At 67.6% G+C, this 22,698-nt stretch carries 17 protein-coding genes and 3 pseudogenes; 8 read left to right on the top strand and 12 right to left on the bottom strand.

The window, feature by feature from the left end; translation table 11 throughout:
* Positions 1 to 232 precede the first annotated feature (232 nt).
* From AS97_RS11040 to AS97_RS11030, 3 genes are all read left to right on the top strand, one after another.
* Positions 233 to 2,173 (top strand): condensation domain-containing protein, encoded by a 1,941-nt coding sequence (locus AS97_RS11040; RefSeq protein ID WP_210564822.1) that lies wholly within the window; start codon positions 233 to 235, stop codon positions 2,171 to 2,173.
* Between the two features lie 151 nt (positions 2,174 to 2,324).
* Entirely contained in the window at positions 2,325 to 4,229 is a 1,905-nt protein-coding gene (locus AS97_RS11035) for an ATP-binding cassette domain-containing protein (RefSeq protein ID WP_210564821.1), read from the top strand.
* The gene (locus AS97_RS11030) at positions 4,226 to 6,055 is read left to right on the top strand and encodes an ABC transporter ATP-binding protein (RefSeq protein WP_210564820.1); all 1,830 of its coding nucleotides are present in this window, start codon (positions 4,226 to 4,228) and stop codon (positions 6,053 to 6,055) included. The genes AS97_RS11035 and AS97_RS11030 overlap by 4 nt, the downstream gene beginning before the upstream one ends.
* A 749-nt stretch (positions 6,056 to 6,804) precedes the next feature.
* On the opposite strand, the gene AS97_RS11025 is transcribed toward AS97_RS11030, so the two are convergent.
* From AS97_RS11025 to AS97_RS10985, 9 genes and pseudogenes are all read right to left on the bottom strand, one after another.
* The gene (locus AS97_RS11025; protein ID WP_210564819.1) at positions 6,805 to 8,676 is read right to left on the bottom strand and encodes an AfsR/SARP family transcriptional regulator; all 1,872 of its coding nucleotides are present in this window, start codon (positions 8,674 to 8,676) and stop codon (positions 6,805 to 6,807) included.
* A gap of 421 nt (positions 8,677 to 9,097) precedes the next feature.
* A pseudogene (locus AS97_RS11020) lies at positions 9,098 to 9,308 on the bottom strand (ATP-binding cassette domain-containing protein); the annotation flags it as partial.
* A 406-nt stretch (positions 9,309 to 9,714) separates the two neighbouring features.
* Positions 9,715 to 10,701, bottom strand: a complete 987-nt coding sequence (locus AS97_RS11015; RefSeq protein ID WP_247204795.1) for a Gfo/Idh/MocA family oxidoreductase — start codon at positions 10,699 to 10,701, stop codon at positions 9,715 to 9,717.
* Positions 10,602 to 11,606, bottom strand: coding sequence for a helix-turn-helix domain-containing protein (locus tag AS97_RS11010; protein ID WP_247204328.1), 1,005 nt, complete (start codon positions 11,604 to 11,606; stop codon positions 10,602 to 10,604). The genes AS97_RS11015 and AS97_RS11010 overlap by 100 nt, the downstream gene beginning before the upstream one ends.
* Before the next feature lie 6 nt (positions 11,607 to 11,612).
* A pseudogene (locus tag AS97_RS11005) lies at positions 11,613 to 12,119 on the bottom strand (tyrosine-type recombinase/integrase); the annotation flags it as partial.
* Positions 12,120 to 12,286: 167 nt separating this feature from the next.
* Positions 12,287 to 12,640 carry a hypothetical protein gene (locus AS97_RS11000; RefSeq protein WP_210564817.1) on the bottom strand — a complete coding sequence of 118 codons (354 nt, stop codon included), beginning with the start codon at positions 12,638 to 12,640 and terminating at the stop codon, positions 12,287 to 12,289.
* Positions 12,637 to 12,906, bottom strand: coding sequence for a hypothetical protein (locus AS97_RS10995; protein WP_059149557.1), 270 nt, complete (start codon positions 12,904 to 12,906; stop codon positions 12,637 to 12,639). The genes AS97_RS11000 and AS97_RS10995 overlap by 4 nt, the downstream gene beginning before the upstream one ends.
* Before the next feature lie 891 nt (positions 12,907 to 13,797).
* Entirely contained in the window at positions 13,798 to 14,013 is a 216-nt protein-coding gene (locus AS97_RS10990) for a hypothetical protein (RefSeq protein ID WP_125756089.1), read from the bottom strand.
* A 7-nt stretch (positions 14,014 to 14,020) separates the two neighbouring features.
* Positions 14,021 to 14,752: a transposase gene (locus AS97_RS10985; protein ID WP_210564816.1), complete on the bottom strand. Its 732-nt coding sequence runs from the start codon at positions 14,750 to 14,752 to the stop codon at positions 14,021 to 14,023.
* 195 nt (positions 14,753 to 14,947) lie between these two features.
* Between AS97_RS10985 and AS97_RS10980 the strand changes: the two genes are divergently transcribed.
* From AS97_RS10980 to AS97_RS10970, 3 genes are all read left to right on the top strand, one after another.
* A complete protein-coding gene (locus tag AS97_RS10980) occupies positions 14,948 to 15,301 on the top strand; it encodes a transposase (RefSeq protein ID WP_247204327.1) in 354 nt (117 codons plus the stop codon).
* A 111-nt stretch (positions 15,302 to 15,412) separates the two neighbouring features.
* Complete coding sequence (locus tag AS97_RS10975) at positions 15,413 to 19,528, top strand: CHAT domain-containing protein (protein WP_210564815.1); 4,116 nt, start codon at positions 15,413 to 15,415, stop codon at positions 19,526 to 19,528.
* A complete protein-coding gene (locus tag AS97_RS10970) occupies positions 19,525 to 20,268 on the top strand; it encodes a hypothetical protein (protein ID WP_210564814.1) in 744 nt (247 codons plus the stop codon). The genes AS97_RS10975 and AS97_RS10970 overlap by 4 nt, the downstream gene beginning before the upstream one ends.
* A 33-nt stretch (positions 20,269 to 20,301) precedes the next feature.
* On the opposite strand, the gene AS97_RS10965 is transcribed toward AS97_RS10970, so the two are convergent.
* On the bottom strand, positions 20,302 to 20,616 hold the full coding sequence (locus AS97_RS10965) for a transposase (RefSeq protein WP_247204326.1): 315 nt from the start codon (positions 20,614 to 20,616) through the stop codon (positions 20,302 to 20,304).
* On the opposite strand from AS97_RS10965, the pseudogene AS97_RS10960 reads away from it, so the two are divergent.
* Positions 20,564 to 21,256, top strand: a pseudogene (locus AS97_RS10960) (integrase core domain-containing protein); the annotation flags it as partial. The gene AS97_RS10965 and the pseudogene AS97_RS10960 sit on opposite strands and share 53 nt — an antisense overlap.
* Before the next feature lie 72 nt (positions 21,257 to 21,328).
* Here the strand turns inward: AS97_RS10960 and AS97_RS47245 are convergent.
* On the bottom strand, positions 21,329 to 22,021 hold the full coding sequence (locus AS97_RS47245) for an integrase core domain-containing protein (RefSeq protein ID WP_236669837.1): 693 nt from the start codon (positions 22,019 to 22,021) through the stop codon (positions 21,329 to 21,331).
* A gap of 44 nt (positions 22,022 to 22,065) precedes the next feature.
* Positions 22,066 to 22,395, bottom strand: a complete 330-nt coding sequence (locus tag AS97_RS47240) for an integrase (RefSeq protein WP_247204325.1) — start codon at positions 22,393 to 22,395, stop codon at positions 22,066 to 22,068.
* 11 nt (positions 22,396 to 22,406) lie between these two features.
* On the opposite strand from AS97_RS47240, the gene AS97_RS10950 reads away from it, so the two are divergent.
* Complete coding sequence (locus AS97_RS10950; RefSeq protein WP_086708476.1) at positions 22,407 to 22,604, top strand: hypothetical protein; 198 nt, start codon at positions 22,407 to 22,409, stop codon at positions 22,602 to 22,604.
* Positions 22,605 to 22,698: the final 94 nt, after the last annotated feature.

The raw sequence follows: 22,698 nt of genomic DNA, 5'->3' as shown, positions 1-22,698 counted from the left end.
AGGAACGCGACAGTTCCCCGCACAGGTCCACGCCCACGTCGAGCACGTCTTTGCCCGTACGAAGGCCGGCAGACCGGCAGGACCGGACATCTCGTGAACGTCGTGGATTTTCGTGTGCGCTGCTCTTGTCGAAAGGAGAAAAATGACTCGCCGGCAGGACTCCATGAGTAGGGAACCGCATATGTCGTCTCCTGTCGAGGGGGTTCGAGTCCCTCTGATGTGGTCTCAGGAGATGTACTGGTACCAGTATCATCTCCCCCTCCCCGTCATCGACAGCGCGAAGATTCCGCTTACCATCCGAATACCGGGACCGGGCGCCTCGGAAAAGTCGGTGGTCGATGCCGTCCGAAACCTGATGCTCCGGCACGAGGCCCTGCGGACCCTTTATCCGACCGACTGCTCCGGTTTCCCTTTTCAACTGGTACTCGATCGATTCGAGGATCCTCTTCCGGTCCGTCGGGACGGCGACGGACCGGAAGAGGTCGAGGCAGTCTTTCATGCCCTCTTCGACCCGCCTATGGATCAGTCCGCGGATCTCCCGCTCCGCTTGGGATTCACGATGGAGAACCAACGCGTAAAAACGCTCGTACTGCTGCTGAACCACATCTCGGCTGATGGGGCGAGCCTCTCTGTCATACGAGCGGAACTGGAAAGGGATCTTGGCCTCTCCTCGCGGAATGCGGGCCCTCGGGCAGCCGCTGAACGGCGACAGGTGAAGGTGCAGCCGTCGTCGCTCGCACGGCAGCAGGAATCAGGCATGCGCGATGCACGGAATGACAGGGCCCTGCGACACTGCGAGGATGTTCTGTCCTCCGCGCCGGCGGCGCAGTTTCCCCGCTTTCGTTCCACCGCGGGCGCGTACCCGCATGCGGAGGCCGGGAATCGCTACCAGCGGTCGTCCCTTCGGTCCTCTCGACTCCTCCTGGCCCTGCGAAAAACGGACAGGAAATCCGGATCCAGTGTGTCCTCCATGCTGTCCACCATATTCTCCGTAGCTGTCGCCGCGCTCTCTGGAAACCCCAGGGTCGTCTTCAGAACCAACTTTTCAAACCGGTTCCAGGAGCTTGAGAACTCGGTCGGTTGCTTTTTCCAGGAGGCGCTGGTCTCTGTGAACCCATTACCGGACGTCACCATCGGCGAGCTGATGACCGAAACCGAGCATCGCACTCTCGTAGGAGCCAGGCATGCACAGTACTCATATCTGCGGTTCCGGGACCTGAAAGCGCGAGTGGAGGCACAGCGCGGTCACCCGATCCGGCTGGGCACGATCATCAACTGCAGCAGCCGATTCAAGGAGGCGCTGCAGGGCCCCGGCATCCCGACCCACCCCGCAGAGGTCCGGCCGAGTTCCATCAAGAGGCTTGAGTGCCTGTGGCGCGATGAATACACCGATCTCTGCCTGAGGAGCTACCCGAAGGACGGAGAAGCGATCCTGGACCTCATCGGACACCGGACCGTGATCGGGCAGGACCAGATCGACAGGATGCTGACCGGGATGGAACGGTTCCTGATGGCCTGGGCGGACGAACCGGACCTGGCGAACACAACGGTGACGGAGGTGGTGGAGCGTTTCAGACTACCGGTCTCACACTACGGCGAGGGCTGGGTCCACATTGATCACAGCTGGGTGAACACGTCCGAACTGGAGCGATTGATCCGCACGGTCGAGGGGGTCGAAGCTGCTTCGGTCCGCGTCGCGGAACGCCCCCCACGTGAACATGCCCTCGTTGCCCGGCTCGTCGGCGAGCCGGGCAGGCAGGCGGAAGTGCGAGCTCGCATCCTGGCCGCGCTGCGTGAGGAAACGGACCTCATCTGCCCGCATGAGTTCGAATGGCGCGACAGGCTGCTGGAACCCGGCGCCTCGCTGCCCACCGACATCGCGCCCGGCACAGCCACCGCGTCCGCCGTCCACCGCGACTCGGACCGTCGGACCGCCGGGACGGGCGACCGGGCGCTGACGACAGCCCTGTTGGCGGCCGTGGACGACGCCGAGGTCGATCTGGATCTTTCTTACGCGCAACAGGGAGGAACCGCCGTCATGGCACCAGCAGTGGTGAAGCATCTCGCGTCGCTGGGATTCGCGGGACCCACCCCGGACGATCTGCTGGGACCGTGGCCCCTGCGTGCTGTGGCGGAGCTCTGCGCCCCGCACCGGGAATCGCTCGGCCGATGAGTACCACGACTGCCGGCACAGAGCCCTCTCCGGCCCACCTTCCCGGACCGTCGGACGACGTCACGGACTGGCGAACCCGTCGGTGGACGGCTTCGCAGCGAGAACGCCCGTCTCCGACGGGTACGGATCCTCTGGGGGACGGTTGAACAGGATGTCCACCGATCGAGGTGCGGGCGGGACGACACCCCTCACCAAGTCCCTGCTCACGGACCGTCTCGACCTTCTGCGGCTCTCCGCAGCCGACCGCCGTGTCAGCGGTCTCCTCGTCCTGGTCCACCTGTGGGCGGCGGCGGTGCCCGCGCTCACCGCGGTGGCCACCGGTTGGCTGGTGGCCGGACTCACCGGCGCCGCCACCGGGCGGGAAACCGTCTCGGCAGTGGCGTGGCCGCTGATCGCCGTCTCCGCGCTGCTGGTGGCCGACGAGATCCTCACCTCGCTGGGCAGAACCCTGGAGCAGTACAACGCCGGACGCATCGACGCGCGTATACGGCGTCGGGTCCGTCGCCTGGCCATGGCACCGTCGAGCATGGCGCACCTGGAGGACCCGGTCTTCGCCGATGAAGCCGCACGTGCCTCGGACGTCGGCGAGGGCCGGGTCCGATCACCGGGAACCGCGGCGGTGGGCCAACTCCGTCTGTGCTTCCGCTTTCTAGGGGCGCTGGGCTCCGCCGCCGTGATCGCCGTGTCCTTCTCTCCTTGGCTCGCCGTCGTCCTGCTGGTGGTCTGCGCCGTCAACCGGGCGCTGATCCGGCGCTGGTGGGTGCACCTCGCCGAGGTGCGCGACGAGCGCGAGAGCATGCGGCGCCGGGCGGAGTACTGGAGTGATGTCGCCTCGACCGGGCCGGCCGCCAAGGAGGTCCGTCTTTTCGGCCTGCACGAGTGGGTGGTCCGGCGGCGTACTCACGAACTGCTGGCCTGGGCGGAAACGATCTGGTCGGCTCGCCGTGAGATCCTGCGTCAGCAAGGCTGGATCGCTCTGCTGGCAGCGATCGCCGCCGGCTCCGCGCTGCTCCTGCCGGGGCTGGCCGCCGCGCGCGGCGACCTTTCCGCCAGCGCCTTGATGACTGTGATCGTTGCCGCATGGGGCGTCTTCCAGATCGCCTCCATGGGGCGCGAGGCATTCGACATCGAGTACGGCCTCGGCGCGGTCCGCGCGCTGGAGCGTCTGAACGCCACGCAACACGGGATCGCCACGTCCGCCGGCACCGATGTCCAGCAGGCCGGCGAGCCGTCGGCCACCCCGGAAGAGGGTGCCCCGGCGACTCTGCGCACCGAAGGGCTCGTCTTCGCCTACCCCGGCAGTCAGCACCGGGTCATCGACGGTCTTGACCTGACCGTCCGTTCCGGCGAAGTGCTGGCACTGGTCGGGCACAACGGCGTCGGCAAGACCACCCTGATCAAACTGCTGTCCGGCCTCTACCTCCCGACCGCCGGCCGTCTGCTGGTCGACGGACGGCCCCTGGACGCGGCGGGGGCGTCGGCGTGGCGCAAGCGCGTCGCGGTCGTCTTCCAGGACTTCAACCGCTATCCGCTCTCGCTCGCCGACAACATCGCCCTCTCGGCGCCCGAACACCGCCACGACAAGGAGGGGATCCGAGCCGCCGCGCGCCGCGCCGGCGTCGACGTCCTCGCCGACCGGAGTCCCGACGGCTATGACACTTTGCTCAGCGCCGACCGCACCGGCGGCACGGACCTTTCCGGCGGCCAGTGGCAGCGCGTCGCGATCGCGCGCGCCGTCTTTGCCGTCGAACACGGCCGGGACCTGCTGGTCCTGGACGAGCCGACGGCCCACCTGGACGTCCATGCGGAGGCCCGCTTCTACCGTCAGGTCGTCGCCGAGGTCACCGGGGCGACGGTGGTGCTCATCTCGCACCGCCTGTCGACGGTGCGTCAGGCGGACCGGATCGTCCTCCTGGAGGCCGGGCAGGTCACCGAGCAGGGCACCCACCGCGAACTGCTGGACGACGGCGGCGAGTACGCCCGCCTCTTCAGGATCCAGGCCGCCCGTTTCACCGACACCGGGCCCCGCACCGGAGAGAAGGAAGCCGCACGATGAGTGCGAAGAGCTCCGCAGGCGCGGCGAGGTCCGGGTCCGGCACCCTGCGGACCGCGCGCCACACCTTCGCCCTGGCATGGCGTATCGACCCTCCTGTGGTGGGCGTGGTCGTCGCCCTCTCCCTCGCCCAGACGGGCGCGGTCGCGGCCACGGGCCTGAGCCAGCGCCGGGTCGTCGACGCGGCGCAGAGCGCCGGCGGGCATCCGCTCGGTGCCCTGGTCCTAGCTGTCCTGATCGGGGTGGCCGGTCATGTCACCGCCGCGGCGGGCAACCGCGTCCGGTACAACTACCAGCACGACCTCACCGACCGCGTGGACCTTGAGGTGAACCGGGAGATCCTCACCGCCACCGCCTCCATCCCCACCCTTGAGCACCTCGAACGTCCCGACTACCTCAACCGCCTTGAGCTGCTGCGTCGCCAGACCGGCGCACTGGCCGGATCCTGCTGGTCCCTGAGCGACACCGCGATCGACGTGATCAGCGCCGGGCTGTCGGTGTGGCTCCTGGCCGGTGTCCACCCGGCCCTCGCCGTCCTGGCGCTGCTTGCGTTTCCCCCGCTGTGGGCGGCCGAGCGGGCCAAACGCAGCCTTGCCGCGGCCCGTGCCGCCACGGCCGAGGACCAGCGTCTCGAGGACCGGATCCACCGCATGTTCCTGACACCCGAAACGGGTAAGGAGATCTACCTGGCCGGAGCCGGTGCCGTGCTGGACGAGACCGCCCACGCCGCCCGCACTCGCGTGGCCACCGTCGTCCTCAAGGCCCGGCTCGGGGCGATCGGCTGGCAGCTCACCGGCTGGGTCTGCTATGCGGCCGGGTTCATCGCAGCCCTGGTCCTCACCACCTGGCTGGTCGCCCGGGACGCGGCCTCGCTCGGGGATCTGATGCTGGTCATCACTCTGGGCACCCAGCTGCGTCTCCAGATCCGCGGCACCGTCTCCGGCTACTCCCGCGTCGCCGAGGCCGGCGACACCACCGGCCACTACCTGTGGCTGCTGGCCTACGCTCGCCGGCAGCGGCCCACCGGTACCCACCTCGTCCCTCACATGCCGGAGGACGGCATCCAGGTGCAGGACGTCGCCTTCACCTACCCCGGTTCGCAGGAGCCGGTCCTGTCCGGGGTGAACCTCACGCTGCGGCCCGGATCCACCATCGCCGTAGTAGGGGTGAACGGTGCGGGCAAGACCACCCTGATCAAACTGCTGAGCGGGATGTACGCGCCCACCGCAGGGAGGATCGAGGTCGGCGGCGTTCCGCTGGACGAACTGGACACCATGGCCTGGCGCCGCCGTCTCACCGGCGCCTTCCAGGACTTCGTCCGTTTTCAGCTGCCCGTCCGTCACACCGTGGGGATCGGCGATCCGGACGCGATGGACGACCGGGAGGAGGTGGCCCGTGCAGTGCACGAGGCAGGGGCCGACCCGATCATCAACCGGTTGCCCGACGGCCTGGACACCCAACTGGGCACGGTCTACGGAGGAGCGGAACTCTCCCAGGGGCAGTGGCAACGCCTGGCTCTGGCACGCGCCCTGATGCGCCGACACCCGCTGCTGCTCGTACTGGACGAACCCACCGCCGCCCTCGACCCGCTGGCCGAGCACGAACTGTACGAACTGTTCATGCGGCAGGCGGGTGCGGACCCCGGCCGGATCACCCTCCTGGTCTCCCATCGCTTCTCCACCGTTCGGGGAGCCGACCACATCGTGGTCCTGCACGGCGGCCGCGTCAGCGAACAGGGCACCCATGCCGAGCTACTGGTCGCAGGCGGCCACTACGCGGAGCTGTACAGGACTCAGGCCGAGGCCTATCAGGAGGAGGGCAGCCGATGAGAAGGGCTCAGCAGCAGCCCTGTGAACCAGCCCTCACGTTCCGCAGGGACACCCAGCCGTTCCTGGGCACCGCCCGCCCCCTGCGACGTCGCACGCACACTGCGGATCTCGCGGCGCGGCTGCGGCGATCCCACCTCGCGGCGTGAGCCGGTTGGAATGCGGTGGCGTGTCTCCCGGCCTCCCACCAGTCCGATGACCGGGCATCGCACCGGGGCCTTGAGCCACACGAACGCCCCCGCTCGGCCACCTGTCCAATCGGCGGTCCGGCCGTAGGGGCGAACGGGTCGGGAGCGGGGCTGGTGTCGTAGGGTTCCCTCGCCTCTTCTTCGTGGCCCTGCACGGGCTTTCGCGCCGTGGCATCCGCCTCGGCCCGGACGCGTTGCGGCGGCTGGCGGGGCCTGCTCCCGGCGGCCCTCTTCGGACCGGACCCCGGACCCCGGACAGCCGCCGGCCGCGGTATGCACGGGGCGCTCCGTACGTGGGCCTTCGGTACCCGGCCGCAACGAGGCGTGCCCGCCGGCCTCCTGCCCGGCCGACGTCGCAGTCCGGGGGACTGACGCGGTCGCGGTCGCACGCAACAGCGTTCATCCGCACGAGCAGTTGGAGGACTTCCTCGCGGTGTTCGCCACCACAGGTGGGGGCTGCGGGCCACGCTGCGTGCGACGGAGACTGTTTCGTCCGTACGGACCGGTCCGGGAACCTGCGATGGCGCCCACGCCCGCGGGCCCCGGCACCTTCGGGGGCCACCGTCATTCCGGCCGGGACACGACGTACGTGGTCCGCCGCGAGGCGGCGGACAAGGCGGGCACCGTGCGAAGTTTCGCGGTCTCCTCCGCCCGTGTGTGATGGCGGGCGAAGCGGCGGACCAGGGGGTGCATGGTGTAGCTGCCGGGCGTCGCGGGTTCCAGCAGCACCGCGTCCACGAGCGCCTCGAGGAGGTCCTCCGTCGCGAACCGGTCCGCGTGGAGCACCGTCGCGGCGGCGGAGACCGTGATCTGCTCACCCGTGCCCCTCGCGAGCAGCCGCAGGGCGCGTGCCTGCTCCGGCGGTAACCTACGGTAGCCCGGTTCCAGGGCGTTGCTCACGGAGAGTCCGCCCACCTGCAGTTCCGCGACGGTACGCCGCTCGTTGCCGAGCCGCTCGCCCATGACGGCGAGGGACCAGTCCGGACGGGCCGCCAAACGGGTCGCCAGGATGCGCAGCGCCAGCGGCAGCCCGCCGCAGGCCTCGGTGAGGAGCAACGCCTCGTCGGGTTCCCGCTCCAGCCGGTGCCGCCCGAGGGTCCGGCCGAGCAGTTCCAGTGCCTCGTGGTGACTGAAGGAACGCAGTCCCAGCTGGCGGGTGAGCGGCAGCCCGGCCAGCCGCGCGCGGTGGGTGACGACCACGGCGCAGCTGGACGACCCCGGCAGCAGGTCCTGCACCTGGTCCGCATCGCGTGCATCGTCCAGCACCAGGAGCATCTTCCTGCCGTCCAGCAGGGAGCGGAACATCCGACAGCGGGCTGCCGTGCCAGCAGGCACCGCTTCCACGCCCAGTGCGGACAGGAACCCCGCCAGCACCTCACCGCTGTGCGCCGGACGGTCGCCGGTGCCCCTCAGGCCCCAGAACAACTGGCCGTCGGGATAGGCGTCGCGCACTCGGTGCGCCACGTGCACAGCCAGCACGCTCTTGCCCACCCCACTCATACCGGTGAGCGAGACGACGGCCGGCGCGCTGCCCCGGCTCCCGGTCAGCAGCTCGCACAACTCGTCGATCTCGGCAGTCCGGCCGGTGAAGTCCGGCAGGTCGGGCGGCAGTTGCGCGGGGACGAGACGGGCCGAGCCGGGCGGCGTCACCGTCACCGTCTCGGTGACGGTCGCCGGAAGCAGGTCCCCTTGCAGAATCCGCTGGTGAAGCTCCGTCAGCTGGGGACCGGGTTCGAGACCGTACTCCTCCACCAGAAGGGTGCGGGTCGCGTTGAACACGGCCAGCGCGTCGGCCTGGCGTCCCGCCGCGTACAGGGCCCGCATCAGCAGGCCGTGCAGCCGTTCGCGAAGGGGATACGCGTCGGCCAGTTCCCGTAAGCGCAATATGGTCATCTGGTGGCGGCCACGGGCGAGGTCGAGTTCCAGTTGCTCTTCGGTGACGGTCAGGCGCAGTTCGGAGAGCCTGTCACGCTGCCGTTCGGCGAAGGGGCCCGGCACGCCGGCCAGCGGATCGCCGCGCCACAGGTCCATGGCTTCGTCGAGTATGTCGCTTGCCGTGTCGGACTGCCCGGCGAGCCGCAGCCGCAGGGCTTTCTTCAGCATCGCCTCCGCACGGTTGGCGTCCACGGCGGATGCGTCGATGTCCAGGCGGTAGCCATCCCCCACGGAGAGCAGCTCGTGCGCGGGCGAGCCCTCGCTGCCCAGGAGGCCGCGCAGCCGCCAGATGTGGGTCCGGATGCTGCGTACGGCCGCGGCGGGGGGCTCCTCGCCCCACAGTGCCTTGACGAGTTGGGTCATCGACACGGCATGGCCCGCCAGCAGTAGGAGAACCAGCAAAGTGCCCTGCTGCTGCGGTGCCCCCAGCCGGGGCAGCTCCGTGCCGTCCCGATAGGCGCGCATCTCGCCGAGTACGTCGAATCCAAGCCCGGGGATCAATCCAACCTCCTGAGGAGAAACGGTACGGCCGCCTCGAAGGCGGTGGTCCGTCCCCCACACCACTGCCAGAGAACCCAGACGACTTCACTGCCCATGCGAACAGCCGCAACACCAAACAACACCAAACCCACGCCCCCCATCGGCGGCGCGGTCGCCCCGGGTTGGGGCACCGTCGCAGGCCGCCTTCCCGGACTTTTATCGATGCCGGGGAGGGCGGATGGCCATCTGGTCGTCCGCTCGGTGTGTCGACGAGGTTCCGCGCGTCCGTGGCCGTGACCAGCACCGTGCGAACGGCGCGCGACGGCGTCGGACGGGGACAGGATCCGGGCGGCGCCCTGGCAGTCGCCGCGGTGAGAGGAAAGTCAGGTACCGGTGCATGGCGCCGCTCAGGCGTCGCGGTCAGGGCAATGCCACTGCCTGGTCCGGCCATGCAGTGCATGAGCGTGGACTTGCCGGATCCCGAAGGTCCCATGATTGCTGTGAATTCGGTCTGCCGGAACCCGAGAGACGCTGTCCAGGGCGACCACCTGGGTCTCGCCCTGTCCGTAGACCTTGGTCAGGTCCGTTGCGCGGGCCGCGGCCACGGCAGGGCGGGCCGTGGTGGGAGCGCTGGAGGGGAAGGCGGTCACGATGAAGTGCTCCTGTTGTATGGGGTCGTTGGACTCGGAAGATGCCGAGGGCCCGCCGAGGTGGATCAACGGGATTTCGCTGTGGCTTCCATCGTCTGTGCCGGCGAAATCTCAGACATCCGACCGCATGCCCGTTACTGCTCCGGCCTTGAGTCGAAGACGGGCGTTGCTGGGTAGTCCTCAAGAAGGAGAGACCCCCGCCCTGAGTCGATGAACTGGCCAAACCTCAATGAGCTGCCACGGGACAGGACCGAACGTTTCATCGCCGAGTGTCGGTGGAAACAGATACGGCTCGGCGCCCGCACGACCGCTGCCTGGTGGGAGGCGGCGGGGCAGGAGCTGCCGCGCAGCCGGTTCGGGGTCCGGCAGCCCGGTGGCGCTCTTCGTTGTCCAGGGGGTCAGCGGATCGTCAGCTGTTCGCGGACGTCCAGCGCCGCCCAGACCTCGCGGCCTGGGACACGGCCGCCATCAGGTCGGTATTGTGCCGCGCGTGGGCGAAATCGGGTGCGGACCGGCTGCCCGTCTGCAGGTCGCGAACCAGACATGCGTAGAGTTCGGCTACGTTCAGCGCGGGGCTTGCGGTGGTGGCAGGAGCCGCGGGCTTGTCGGGGGCGGCGAAGGAGATGCTGGAGGCCAGGCTGAGGTCCCCGCCTTGCACTCCGTAGAGGGTGCCGCCGGTGAGCGTGAGCCATCCGTCGGTGCCGCGCAGTTCGAACCGGAAGTCCGCGTCCTCGGGCGGCACACCGCCGACGACGTCGGCGGTCACGATCGCTCCTGTCGTGGTCCGGGCCAGGACATCGACATGGTCGGGTACTTCCCGGCGTGCCTGTCCACCTGTGTCGAGGAGCTGGGGGTGCGGCCACAGAGTTTCGGTGCGGGCGTCCACCGCGGTGATCTCGCCGAGCAGTGCCTCGACGAGGTCGAGGGTGTGGCCGGCGGTGATCGTCAGCAGGGAAGCGCCGGACTCCTCCTTCTCGAAGTACTCGTACACTGAGGTGCTCGCCGCTCCGAAGGCGGACGAGGTCGACACGACCCGCGCGTTGAGCGGTCGTCCGATGCGGCCCTCGGCGATGATCTGGGCCGCACGCCGCACCGACGGGTTGAGGCGGCCTTGCGGACCGATGACGCTGTGTCCTGTTTGGGTTGATGCCGCGAGCATCCGTGTCTCGGCGGGGGAGCTTCCCAGCGGTGCTTCGCAGTAGACGGCTTTGCCGGCCTCAAGTGCTGCGAGCACGTACTCGCGGTGGTCGGGGACCTTGACCGCCACGGTGACGATGTCGATCGAGCGGTCCTGGATCATGGCGAACGGGTCGGTGTGCCAGGTCCGGGCCCCGAAAGCCGCTGCTGCCTCGCGTGCGCTCTCCTCCCGCCGGGTGGCGACCGCTTCCAGGGTGATGCCGTCGAGTGCCTGAATCGCCGGGACGTGCGTTCCCGTCGGCAGGTCTGCACCCACCGTTCCATGATCGAGTTCATTCTCGGCATCCGAACGCCGCTGAGCACGACCTCGATCCCCGCATCCGCCAGGACGGCATCGAACAGGGCGGGGAACTTCCCGTCCCGGTCCCTGATCATGTAACGCGCTCGGCATCCTACGTCCTCAAGGTCCATGGCGAGGTTCTTCGCGGCCTGTGCCACCCACGCTGAGGTCGGGTGCGCGGTGGCACCCAGCACCCGGATCCGTCGGCTGGCATGCTCGATGACGGCCAGCACGTACATCCGAGCCCCGGGCAGGGTGACCGTTTCGAAGAAGTCACAGGCCAGCAGGGCATCGGCCTGGGAGCGCAGAAAGTCCGCCCACGTGCTGGAGGACCGCTCGGGTGCCGGATCGACGCCGGCCTCCTGCAAGATCTCCCAGACGGTGGAAGCGGCCACCTTAACGCCCAGGACGAGCAGTTCACCGTGCAGGCGCCGATACCCCCAGCCAGGATTCTCCCGCGCCAGGCGCAGCACCAGGGCCCGCACCGAGTGCACGGTCCGAGGCCGTCCCGAGCGCCTGGGCCGCGAGGCGGCAGCATGGCGGCGGGCGAGAAGGTCGCGATGCCAGCGCAGCACCGTATCCGGACGCACCAGCAGCCGCACCCCGCGGAGCACGTCCACGGGAAGCCGGTGCAGCAGCGCCGCCAGAAATGCCCGGTCGCTCGGCGTGAACCGCACCCGATCCTTGCCGAGTTGGCGCTCCAGCACCACGATCTGATGGCGCAAGGCGAGTATCTCGACAGCCTTGTCCCGATCGCCCATCGGTAGCAGGCGCAGCATGGCGAACGCATGCGTCACGCCCCAATAAGCCAGTCGCAGCAGCACAGTCGATCACCTTGCCGCCGCAAGCGCCAGCCTCGCGAGAGCACCCGCTCGGGCGACTCCGCCGGTCGACCTCCCGTACACCGCGCACACCACCTCCCACCAGGGCGGATGATATTTTCGGCAAGCGCAGGGTGGGTCCTCGGGGGCATCGTCGGCCGGCCGAGGGCGTAGCCAAGGGTGTCGATAGCTCGGCGTTGGAGGCGGAGTCGGGCGTGGGCGTAGACGCCGATGTGGGCGTGTCCGAGGAGTTCCTTGATGACGACGAGTTCCACTCCCTGCTCCAGGAGGAGGGTCGCCGCCGAGTGGCGTAGGTGGAACCGGGTGCGGCGGAGCCTGGCCCGGTGAAGCAAAGCAGTGAAGTGCCGGGTGAGGGTCCCTTCGATCGGGGTACCGTTGGGCCGAGTGAAGACGTAGCCTGTCCTGCCAACCTTCGCCCGTCGCATTTCGCTCCAGGCGCTGCTGCGCCCGGTGATGTTCGAGGGAACGCAGTCATGGCGTCGGCAGGGCGATGCGCCCACCTGGGGTGAACGTCGAGGAGAGCCGAAGTTCTGTGATCAGGCGGCCGACCTGCGTGGATGATGTAGCGGCACCCGCAAGGTGATGTAGCTTCGGCAGGCGTGGCATTACGTCGCCCATGGGAGGCCGACGGCTTAATCGTTGACGGTGAGCTTGGGGTCCTGTCAGTTGCTGGTGTTGCTGAGGTCCTGGATGCGGGCTTGTATCAGGGGGAGGATCTCGGCGGTGGCTCGTTCAACGGAGGTGGCGAGTACTTCGGCGTTGAGCTTGCGGTGCGGTAGGTGGGCGAGTTTGTCGCGCAGTGCGATGGGGCCGCTGTATGCCTGTGTGACAAGGCCATGAGATGCCTGTTTCAGCATTTCGCCGAAGGTGAGCATGCAATAGGCCAGGGCGAGGAGGCTCTGGTCGCCTGGCTTCGGTATTCCGTCGCAGATGATTGAGCGGGCCTGTTCAAGCGCTGCCGTTGCGTCGGTCAGGCGTAGCAGTTCCTGGCGCTCTCGGTCGGTGCGTGTGGTCACGCTGCCCCGCGCAGATCGTTCAGGGGTTCGGTTTCGTCGACCTCCACGCCGGGGCCTCGGGGGACGACTTCCACGAGGGCGCCGAGGATGGTGGACAGATCTGTTTCGAAGCTCGTGATGTCGAAGTAGGAGCGGTCGGCGTCCAGGGTTGCGACGAGTTCACCGGGTTCGGAGCTGAGTGCGAAGGAGTGCAAGCCGTGCTGACGTCCGAGCTGGTGGATCGTCGCGGCATTGGCGCGGAGCTTCGCAGCGGTGGCCGGCCTCACGGTTCATCCTCCTTCGTGATCTCTGGCACCCGGGTCGACAGGGGTCAGGATATAGGAGTGTGATGGCCATATGGGTGCTCTCTGGGGCGGCGACTGATGAGGTCGCTCTCCTGTCTTCGTACGGCGGTTTACGGAGCCCCGACGTTCGGCTACATCCTGATACGGATCGTCGCGGAGAGTTGTCGCGCGGTTGGGGGTCAAGGGGGCGCAGGTTCAAATCCTGTCGTCCCGACCAGCGTCATCGCAGGTCGGAGGCCGTTTCCGCGGGTAGCGGAGGTGGCCTTAACCGTTTCCCGGCTGGGAGCAAGTGGGAGCCCTCTGGGAGCCCTCGTGCTCCCAACTCGCAGACGTGTCAACGGTGCCCGATTCGTCCGTCACCCGATCCGGTAGACCTACAGCGCCATACCGCGCCCCCACGCGCCGTCGTCAACCACGGACCCCCGATTTCACCCGATCGATCCGGATGTCTTCTGCATCGAGAGGCATAAGGACCTTGTCGGCTCTCGAGCACCTTTCGCGGTGGGAGCACGGTGTCGTGCTCCCCATGCGACAGGGGTAGGGCGAACCGCTGCTGATCCCTCAGGGCCGGATTTCGCGGGCAGCTCGTGCATGGGGTTCCTGGCTGCCGGGGTGCCGCGTCAAGGCAGGGCAAAGCCCCTTGTCGTCCGCCGGCAGATAGGGCACTCGCGGGACGCGACCGCCGTATGCGGTTCTGTGGCGCCGTAGCGAGACAGTCCGATGGGTCCCACGGCGAAGAAAAAGTGTGCCAAGCGAGGCAGGGGTGTGCCGGGGGTGGTGTCGCCGGAGCAGGCGTCCCAGTGTTGACGCCCGATGCTGGGTGGCCGGCCGAATCCGATAGGGGACGGCCGCCCCCGTGCGTTTCGGCCGGGTTCAGAAGCCGCGGGCGGTGAGCCATTCGTCCAGCGCGACCGAGACGATGTCGCCGACGGCCAGGTGATCGAGTTCGTTGTCGAGCGCGAACCGCTTGACCCGCTTCTTGAGCTTCGGCGCCGCGGGAACCGACGAGTCGAGACTCTCGCGCGCGATGATGCGCTGGTTGAGAACGACGGCGACCTCAGAGGGCGTTTGATGTGACCGAGTTGTCACTTATGTTCTAGTAGGTTCCTCGCCAGGTTGGCGTAGCCTCGTCCGTTATGCGCTTGGCGAGGTTGTCGATCGAAGCGAGGTGGATCATGGCTTCGGAGCTGGCGGCGAGCGTCTCGTAGTCACGGGCAAGACGTCTGTGCATCATGATCCAACCGATACTCCGTTCCACGACCCACCGCCTTTTCAGGACGTGAAAGCCGCGAGTTCCTGGGTTTTTGTCGACAACTTCGACATCGACCCCGAGTTTCGCGCCGTGTTCGACGACGGCCTTCTTGAAGTCGGTGTCGACCCAGCTCTTGGTGATGGTTGGGTACGTGGTTTTCGCCTGGTCGAGGAGGCGTATCCCCAGGGTGTTTTCAGAGAGGCCGGCGGCGGTGACGGTCACGGCGAGGATCAGTCCGATCGTGTCGGCGATGATGCCTCGCTTCCGTCCTTCCTTCACGCGGGCCAGGGCGGTGAGGTCGTAATTGAGCTGGGCGAAGATTCCCTCGTCGCGCCAGGCGGCGTAGTAGAAGTAGACGGTGCCGTGGCCGGGGAAGTCATGTGGTAGGTATTTCCAGGGAATTCCGGTGCGGTTGAGATAGAGGATCGCGTTGAACACGTCACGCAGGTCGACTTTCGCCGGCTGACCGGTGGGACGATGTTCGAGGCGGGCATTCCGCCAAGCCGTCAACGTCGGTTCGATCAGGGCCCATCGGGCGTCCGACAGGTCGCTGGGGTACGGCTTTCGGTCACTCACGGCACAGCCTGAGCATGGGCATGCCGGAATCACTCGTTCCGCTGGCAGCTGGGAGGTTCTGTTGCATCTCTACGTCAGACGGGTTTCCGAACCCAGAAGCGGATGAGACGGGCGACGAGGCTATCGCCCCGCCGGGCAATGTTCTTCGCATATCGGGCTATCAGCTATTAAATGGGGTGCCCATATAAGGCGCGTATGGCTCTTGGCCTGCATAAACGCCCTCTGAGAAACTACCGGCAGTGCTCAACCGGCATCTGGATGCCAAGGATGAACTCGATCACGGAAAGGTGGATACAGACCTGTCGCCGCGAACTCCTGGACCGGACGTTGACCTGGAACCAGCGGCACCTCCTCTACACCCTGCGCGAGTTCAAGCAGTTCTACAACCGATACCGACCACACCAAGGCATCGCCAACGCCAGACCACTACACCCCTTGCTTTCGCCGATCGACGATCCCAACACGTTAACCGCCTCGACATACGCCGACACGATCACCTCGGCGACATCCTCCACAAGTAGCGACATGCAGCGTGACCTGCACGGATGAGACTTCTGGCAAGAGCAGGGCCTGTGAGCTGCCCTCGTGTAGAGCGACGGTTCGTCCGGGTCGCTCGTGTCGCCTTCACTACGATGGGCACTCCAACGGACGGGGGGATTCGTGGAGGATGCGCGTCTTAGCGAGCTGGCCGCTCGTGTACGGGAGTTCGGCGACGGCGGAGATCCGCGGCGCGTACTCGAAGACGATGCCTTGGCTGTCGCGGCGGAACTCTTCGCGTCGGTGGGTGGGCGACCCGAAGAAGCCGATCCCGATGTCCTTCACACCATTGCCGCGTTCTATTGGGCCCGGTCCCAGGCGCAGAAGGGCGGCACCGTCGCCGCCCGGGACCTTGAGACGGCGATCGGTGTATTCGGTCTGCTTTACCTGGCCGATCACCGGCGGGTGCCGCGTGAGCTGTGGCCCCGGCTCGCCGAGGAGACGGGATACGACCCGTGGAGCGACCCGCTGGAACATGCGGCAGATCTGGTCGGCGATGCTGAGGAGACAGGTGACATCGCTGCCCTCGACCAGGCGATCAGCCTGATCAAGACCGTCGCCGACAGCGATGACAACTCGTACCGGGACACCGTCCACGGCCTCGCGCTCCAACACCGCGCAGCTCTTCCCGACCGTCCTGCGGTGGAACGGAGCGCTGACGCCGATGCCGCCGTGGAACTGCTGGGCAGTGTGGCCGCTCTCCCGGAGCCGTCCGCCCTACGGCGCGCGAGCCGCGGAGCGTCCTTCGCCGATGCCCTCGTACGGCGCTTCGAGGTAACAGGGAACATCGGGGATCTCACCCAAGCCGAGAGGGTCTGTCGGGCCGCTCTCGCGGACACTGCCGGGGACGCCTCTGCGTATGCGCGTGCGGCGGCTGGACTCGGTTCGGCTCTCGGCCGTCGAGCGGAAGCAGTGGAAGCGACAGTCGGTGACGAGGACAGCGTCGTCCCGATGCTGCGGGAAGCGGCCAGGTGGCTGCGCCGGGCGGTCGATCTGACGAACGGCGCGGGTCGCGAGGAGTACCTGGCCAACCTGAGCAGAGTCATGAGGCTTCTTCTTGAGTGGACGTCCCGTGCCAGGACGGCCAGGCGGCTTCCGTCGTCCAACGACGCTGTTGCGGCCGAGGACGAGCGAGCAGCCCATCCGGAAGATCCTGCGGTCCGGCGCCAGGCCGAAACCTTGGCCGACCTTGCTGGACAGCTCTCGGCGCGGGTGGTGACCGAGAGCGAGGCCATACGTCGAGTGAAGGATCAGTCCCTTGAGCTCTCGGATGCCGCCGTGGGTTCTGCAGTGCTCGGAGCCTTACGATTCGTACAGGCTGGCACGCCGCGCGATGCGGTGCCGACACTGACCCTCGCTCTGGAGGCCGCGCGCTCTCGTTGGGGTGCCGGACAGGGAACGCCTTGGTGGTGGGCAGCCGATGCCTACGTCGAAGCAGGACGACATGCGCTGATCGACGTGGCCGACGGGATGCTCTTCAGCCGCGCCTGTGCCGTGGCGGACGAACAGATCGCCGTTCTGCGCGACAGCGGCCGCGCCGAGGACGTCGCCGAACTCGCGGAGACGCTGTTCGCCGCGGGGCTGCTGCGCGTCAGCCCGTATCTGGGGAACATGTCGGGACTGTCCTTCGAGTCGGCTCATGATCTGTGGCGCGAACGCCAAGCTCGGCACCGCTTGGTCCACCCCGACGATTCCGTCGCACCGGAAACTGCGGAGATGCCCCCTCCACTGGTCGCCGCCGAGGAGGCGGTCCGGTATCTGCGTGAGGCCGCCGACCTGTCGCGCGAGCACGAGCGAGGGCGTGTCCTCAAGGCGTTGGCTGAAGCCCTGTCCATGGTCGCCGGTCTCAAGCAGGAGTCGCATGACAAGGAGATCCGGGCGGCTGCCCGTGAGGCGTTCGACTTGCTGGACCCGGTCCGGGATCCCCTCACCCATCTATACCTGCTGAGAATCCTGTGCTTGTCCGGCGAGCTCTCGCTGCCCGGCAACCTTCAGGACGTGCTGCCCCTGCCGCTGGCAGCCGTCCGGGACCGACAGGGGATGCGGGAGGCCGCGAGCGTCCTCGCCGAGGCGCTCACGCTTGCGGAGGAGGCCCGCCGGCCCGACCTGGAGTTGCAGCTGATCGAGGCCGCTGACCGCGAACTGCCGGAGCTGCCCACGGATTCCTACCGACGTCGCCGCTGGGCCAGCGAGGTGCACTGTCTGGCGGACAATCGCCTGGGCTGCTTCGCAGGGCTGATCCGAGTGGAGGAAGCCGCAGGTCAGCTCCGCAACCGCGCGGACGAAGAGGGCTGGCCCCCCGAGGAACGCGCGGCGACCCTCATCCACCTCGCCGCCCACGCCCGGGGAAACGAGGAGGAACACCTCGGCCGCGCTCTGACAGCGGAGGCGCGGGAGCTGGCTCCGGAGCTGTGCCGCCGGTGTGGTCCCGCACTGGACTACCTCGACGGCACACTCTCGTACGACATGGGGCTGCGCATGTCGGAGACGGTCCAGGAGGCCCTCGCCACGCGTCACTTCGCCGACGCACTCGCCGCCTATGCCTTGTGCGGCCAGACCGATATGGCGCTGAACAGCCTCGATGCCGCATTGCGCAGTGTGCTGGCAGCCGACGAGAGCAGCGCTGGCGCGGCCGTGGCGGCTCTGATCCCCGCCGCTGTATGGCTGCGGGGCGGCGTCGACGAAGCCATCGGATGGAAGCTCCGGGATCTGTACCAACAGCTGATCCTCAAACTGAGCGGACCCACCATCTCCTACGGCCTGATGATGGCAATTCACCAAGCTGCCAAGGGAATCGACTTCACGGTCATCGCCGGACGGCCCGGCCCGTTCGCACCCTCCGCGCAACTCTCGCAACTACTGGCCCGCATCAGAGCGGACGAGTCACAGCTGCCCGGACCGCTGAGCGAGCCCGAACTGCCGGGCTCCGAAGAGTCCATGCTCTTCTACGTGGGCACCGGCGAGTCCGAACTCGGAAGCGACGCCGAAACGGAGCACCGCAACACGCAGCGTGCCGCGGACCGGTGGATCAGTCAGGAACTCCTCGCCGCCGGCCGCATGGACCGCATACCGATAATGTTCCCTGACGAGTTGCAGGCACTCCTGACCGAGGACACAGTGCTGCTCTCGCTGTATCTCGGCCACGCACGCCGGGACCGAGCCGAGGCGCCGGTGACCTCTTTGTCTGGCCTGGCAGTGACCCGCGACGATATGGAGCACCACACCGTGCTCCTGTCGAACTTCGAAGCCGGGCTCATTCGCTTCACGCGCGCAGAGCACTCTCTCTCCGCCCACCCGGTGGCATTTCACGTCGCCGCCCTACGGCAGGCCATCGTCGCGGACCCGCTGTACCGGCCTGTCAGCCGTGAGGCACAAAGGCAGCTCAGGGAGGACAGCGTCCCCCATTTGGCGGGCTTCACCGCTTCGCTGGACGGCTGGCGGGCCCAGGGGAAGCGGCATTTGTGCATTTGGCCCAACGGCCCGTTGCATTACCTTCCTTACCACCTGCTGGAGGTCGACGGCCGTCCCCTCGCCGAGGACTGGGCCGTCACTCAGGTGCCGAGCCTGGGGTTCCTCCGCACGCAGGCGCCCGGTCTTCACCGTCCGCCTGGGCGTGGGCTCGTCGCTTTCGCGTCCGCGGCCGGGGCCGCCCGGCACGGTCTCCTTGCTCAGGACGCCCTGGAAACACACGCCAACCAGGTCGCTGTGGCGATGGGCGGAAACGCGGTGCTGGGGACTGCGGCGACACCGCGGCGACTGCTCACAGAACTCGCCGGCGCGCGTTACGTCCACGTGGCCGCGCACGGGGCGCACAACGAGTGGGCGTCGTGGTACCAGTGCCTGTTCCTGTCGCCGGATGCGGACAACGACGGTCGTGTCTTGGCCCACGACGTTCTCCAGGCCGACCTGCGGGGTGTCGAACTCGTGACGATGAGTTCCTGCGAATCTGCCCTAGGCCGGTTCGACGTCAATGACAATCTGCGCGGCCTGCCCGCCGCGTTCCTCTCCGCCGGCGCCTCGGCCGTCATCGGATGCCTATGGCCGGTCCACCCACAGGTAGCGACCGAGTTCTTCGGGACGCTCTACGAGTGCCTTGCGCAGACACCGGACCGGCGGGCCGCTTTCCGCGCCGCGCAGTCGGCAGTCCGCGGCCGCCATCCGGCATTCCGGGACTGGGGCTCGTTCTGCTTCATCGGCGACTGGCGTCATTCGGATTCGAACCACGGAGCTGTCTCGTGACCCATCTGGAACTACCCCTGACCCCGCTCCAGGAGATCGACCTGGTGGAGGTGCCCCGGCTGCAGTCGCCTGCCCCACAGCACCGCATCGAAGGGCGGGTATCGCTCAGCACCGCCGTCGTCCACCCACTGACGGCGGAGGAAGCAGCCGCGGGCGAGGCGGAATGGCTCGGCTTCCTGACCGCGGAGGCGTCGCACAGCGACTATCTCCTTCTCAGCCTCACGTGCGCCTTCCGCCCACCGGCGAACGGTGACCCTTTCGCCGACGCAGCCGTCGGCGTTCTCCTGGAGTCCCCTGATGAGCCTGCGGACCGACAGCCGATCGCTTGGTCGATCTCTCCCAAGAAGCGCTCCCACCCGGTGGAGAGGGCAACCACCATCGGACTCAGCGCCAAGCTCGCGATCGTCGAATCCACCCTCGAACTCACCCCCGGCCAAGGCAGGGAGGATCTTTTCGTCATCGGAATGGGTGAAAGGGACAGCGACCCGGAATGGCGCATCCAGGCGACCAGCCGTCACCCCCTGATCGGCGACGAGACCTTCATGCTGATCGTCAAGGCCACCGCCGGTGCTCCCGTTCAGGCCCGGGTGACGGTGGCGGCCACCATCAAGCATCGGCGATTCGGCCTGATCCCCTACCGGGCAGATCTCCCCGCCACATTGCGGACCATCGACCTGCGTCATCAGACCAATCAGCGAGACCGAAACACAACGACTACCTTGCCTGGGAGCGGCGCTTAACGTTGTCCTCGCCGAGAACTTCCTCCATGCAGGTCATGCGGCATGTCGGTATTCATGGAGGATGCCGCCGAGGCGATCGCGTCTTCGTATGTCGAGGCCAGCGATTTGGTCCGGATCGGTGATCGATGCGAGCAGTGGGTGCAGGGGCCGGGCGTTCGCGATGCCCTGGTGGGGCCGATGAGTGTTGTAGAACTGCTCGAACTCCCGGAGTGCGTGGAGGAGGTGGTGCTGGTTCCAGATCAAGGTCCGGTCCAGGAGCTCGTGTCTGCAGGTCTGCACCCACCGTTCCGTGCCGTTCACCCAGCACCGCCGCCGCCCTGGCCGATCATCCACCGCGCCGACCGTCAAGCAGCTCATCCTGCGCTTGGCCCGCGAGAACAGCAACTGGGGTCACCGCTGAATACAGGGCGAGCTCGCCCGCCTCGGCTACTCGATCGCCCCATCCACCGTCTGGGAGATCCTGCGCGCTGCCGGCATCGACCCTGCCTCTCAACGCTCCGGCCCCACTTGGCGCCAGTTCCTCTCCGCCCAGGCCCACGGCATCATCGCCACCGACTTCCTGCACCTCGACGCCGTGTCACTCAAGCGCCTGTACGCCCTGATCTTTATAGAGCACGGCACCCGACGCGTTCACCTCGCCGGCGTTACCGCCCACCCCACCGCCGAGTGGACCACGCAGCAGGCGAGGAATCTCGCCATGACAGTGGGCTGCCGGATGGACTCACTGCGCTTCCTCCTCCGGGACCGGGCCTCGAAGTACACCCGGTCCTTCGACGCCGTCTTCGAGGCAGACGACGTGGAGGTCCTGCTCAGCCCACCCCGGGCACCGAGAGCGAACGCAATCTGCGAAAGAGTCGTGGGCACCCTCCGCCGGGAGATCCTCGACCGAATCCTCATCTACGACGAGGCCCACGCCCAAGCAGTGCTCACCGCCTACATCAGGCACTACAACCAGCACCGCCCCCACCAGTCCCGACAGCAACTACCCTCAGGCAGCACCGAACCACCTCGTAGCGCCTCAGAATGGCTTCACTGTTGTGAGCTGGGATTTTTCCTATGGTCAGCTGGCTCGGTGGTACTCGTTGATGAGGCTGGCGACGGCTTGTCGGCGTTTGATCCGGGCTGTAGGCAGGGGGATGACGTTCGGATTGTCGCTGGGCGCGAGTTGGTCTCGGCCTTGGTGTGGTCGGTGGCTGTTGAAGTGGTGTGCGTAGTCGTGGAGGATCTTCTCGGCGTGGCCACGGTCGAAGAGCAGGACACGGTCGGTGCACTCTTCCCGTGCTGAGCGGATGAAGCGTTCTGCGTGTGGGTTGCAGTTGGGGCTGCGTGGAGGGACCTTGGCCACGGTGATGTCCTCACTGGCGAACACGGCGTCAAAGGTGGCGGTGAACTTCGCATCCCGGTCGCGGATGATGTGAGTGAATTCGGCGGCCCGATCGCCGAGTTGCCACAGAAACTGCCGGGCCCGCTGAGTGGCCCATACGGCGCTGGGGTGGGCGGTGACGCCGAGGATATGAACGGTGCGGGTGCGCACCTCCATGATGAATAGCACGTAGAGCCGCTGCAGGCCGATGGTGTCGACATGGAAGAGATCGGTGGCGAGCAGGCCGCTGGCCTGGGCTTTAAGGAACGCCGCCCACTCACCGCGCGCCGGCTGGCGACGCGGCGCGGGACCGAGACCGGCGGCACGCAGCACCCGACGGACGGCGGCGGGGCTGACCTTGTGCCCGAGGCGGCGCGGTTCGCCGTGCACGCGTCGGAATCCCCATCGAGGATTCTCGGTGCCGAGCCGGATGATCAGGTTGCGGATTCCTCCGGCAGGGGCGGTCGCCCGGTAGACGGCGGCTGCGTCCACTTCTGCTTCACCAGACGCCGGTGCCACGCCAGCAGGGTGCGTGGGGAGACGATCCGGCGTTCGCGCAGGGCTTGGGGGATCAGCCGGGTCAGAACGGCGAGCAGCGCGCGGTCCGGCCAGCCGGGCTTGGGCGCGGTGACCTGTCGACGCAGAACCGCGAGCTCGTGCCGCAGGATCAATATCTCTACATTCTTGGCCGCAGAAGATCGAGACATCAAGAACAGCCACGCGAAGATTCGCGTGGCGATCAGGTAGGTAAGCCGTACCAGCATGAGGACTGATCATGCTGGACACCAGGTGGCCACGTACGTTGCCCCAGGTCAGGTCCGGTGAAGCCATTCTGGAACGCTACGCCCGCCAGGTGTCGGCCGCCTACTCCAGCGGGAAGGAGCGGCTCACGGTGACGGCCAGCTTCCCGGCGGCCCCGTGGACCAGGGCGGTGTCGCCCTCGCCGACGTCGATTCGCTTGATGGCCTGGTAGGCCAGTGTCGGCCTCCTGCGGGCCCGCTGACCATGGGGATGAGCTGCGGGCTTTGACGCAGCGGACGGCGAAGGCGCTCTGGCTCGCGGGGGCC

Source organism: Streptomyces sp. AgN23 (assembly GCF_001598115.1).
Taxonomy (GTDB): Bacteria; Actinomycetota; Actinomycetes; order Streptomycetales; family Streptomycetaceae; genus Streptomyces; species Streptomyces antimycoticus.
The sequence above is the reverse complement of the archived record's forward strand: the minus strand, read 5'-3'. Positions and strand labels throughout refer to the sequence as shown.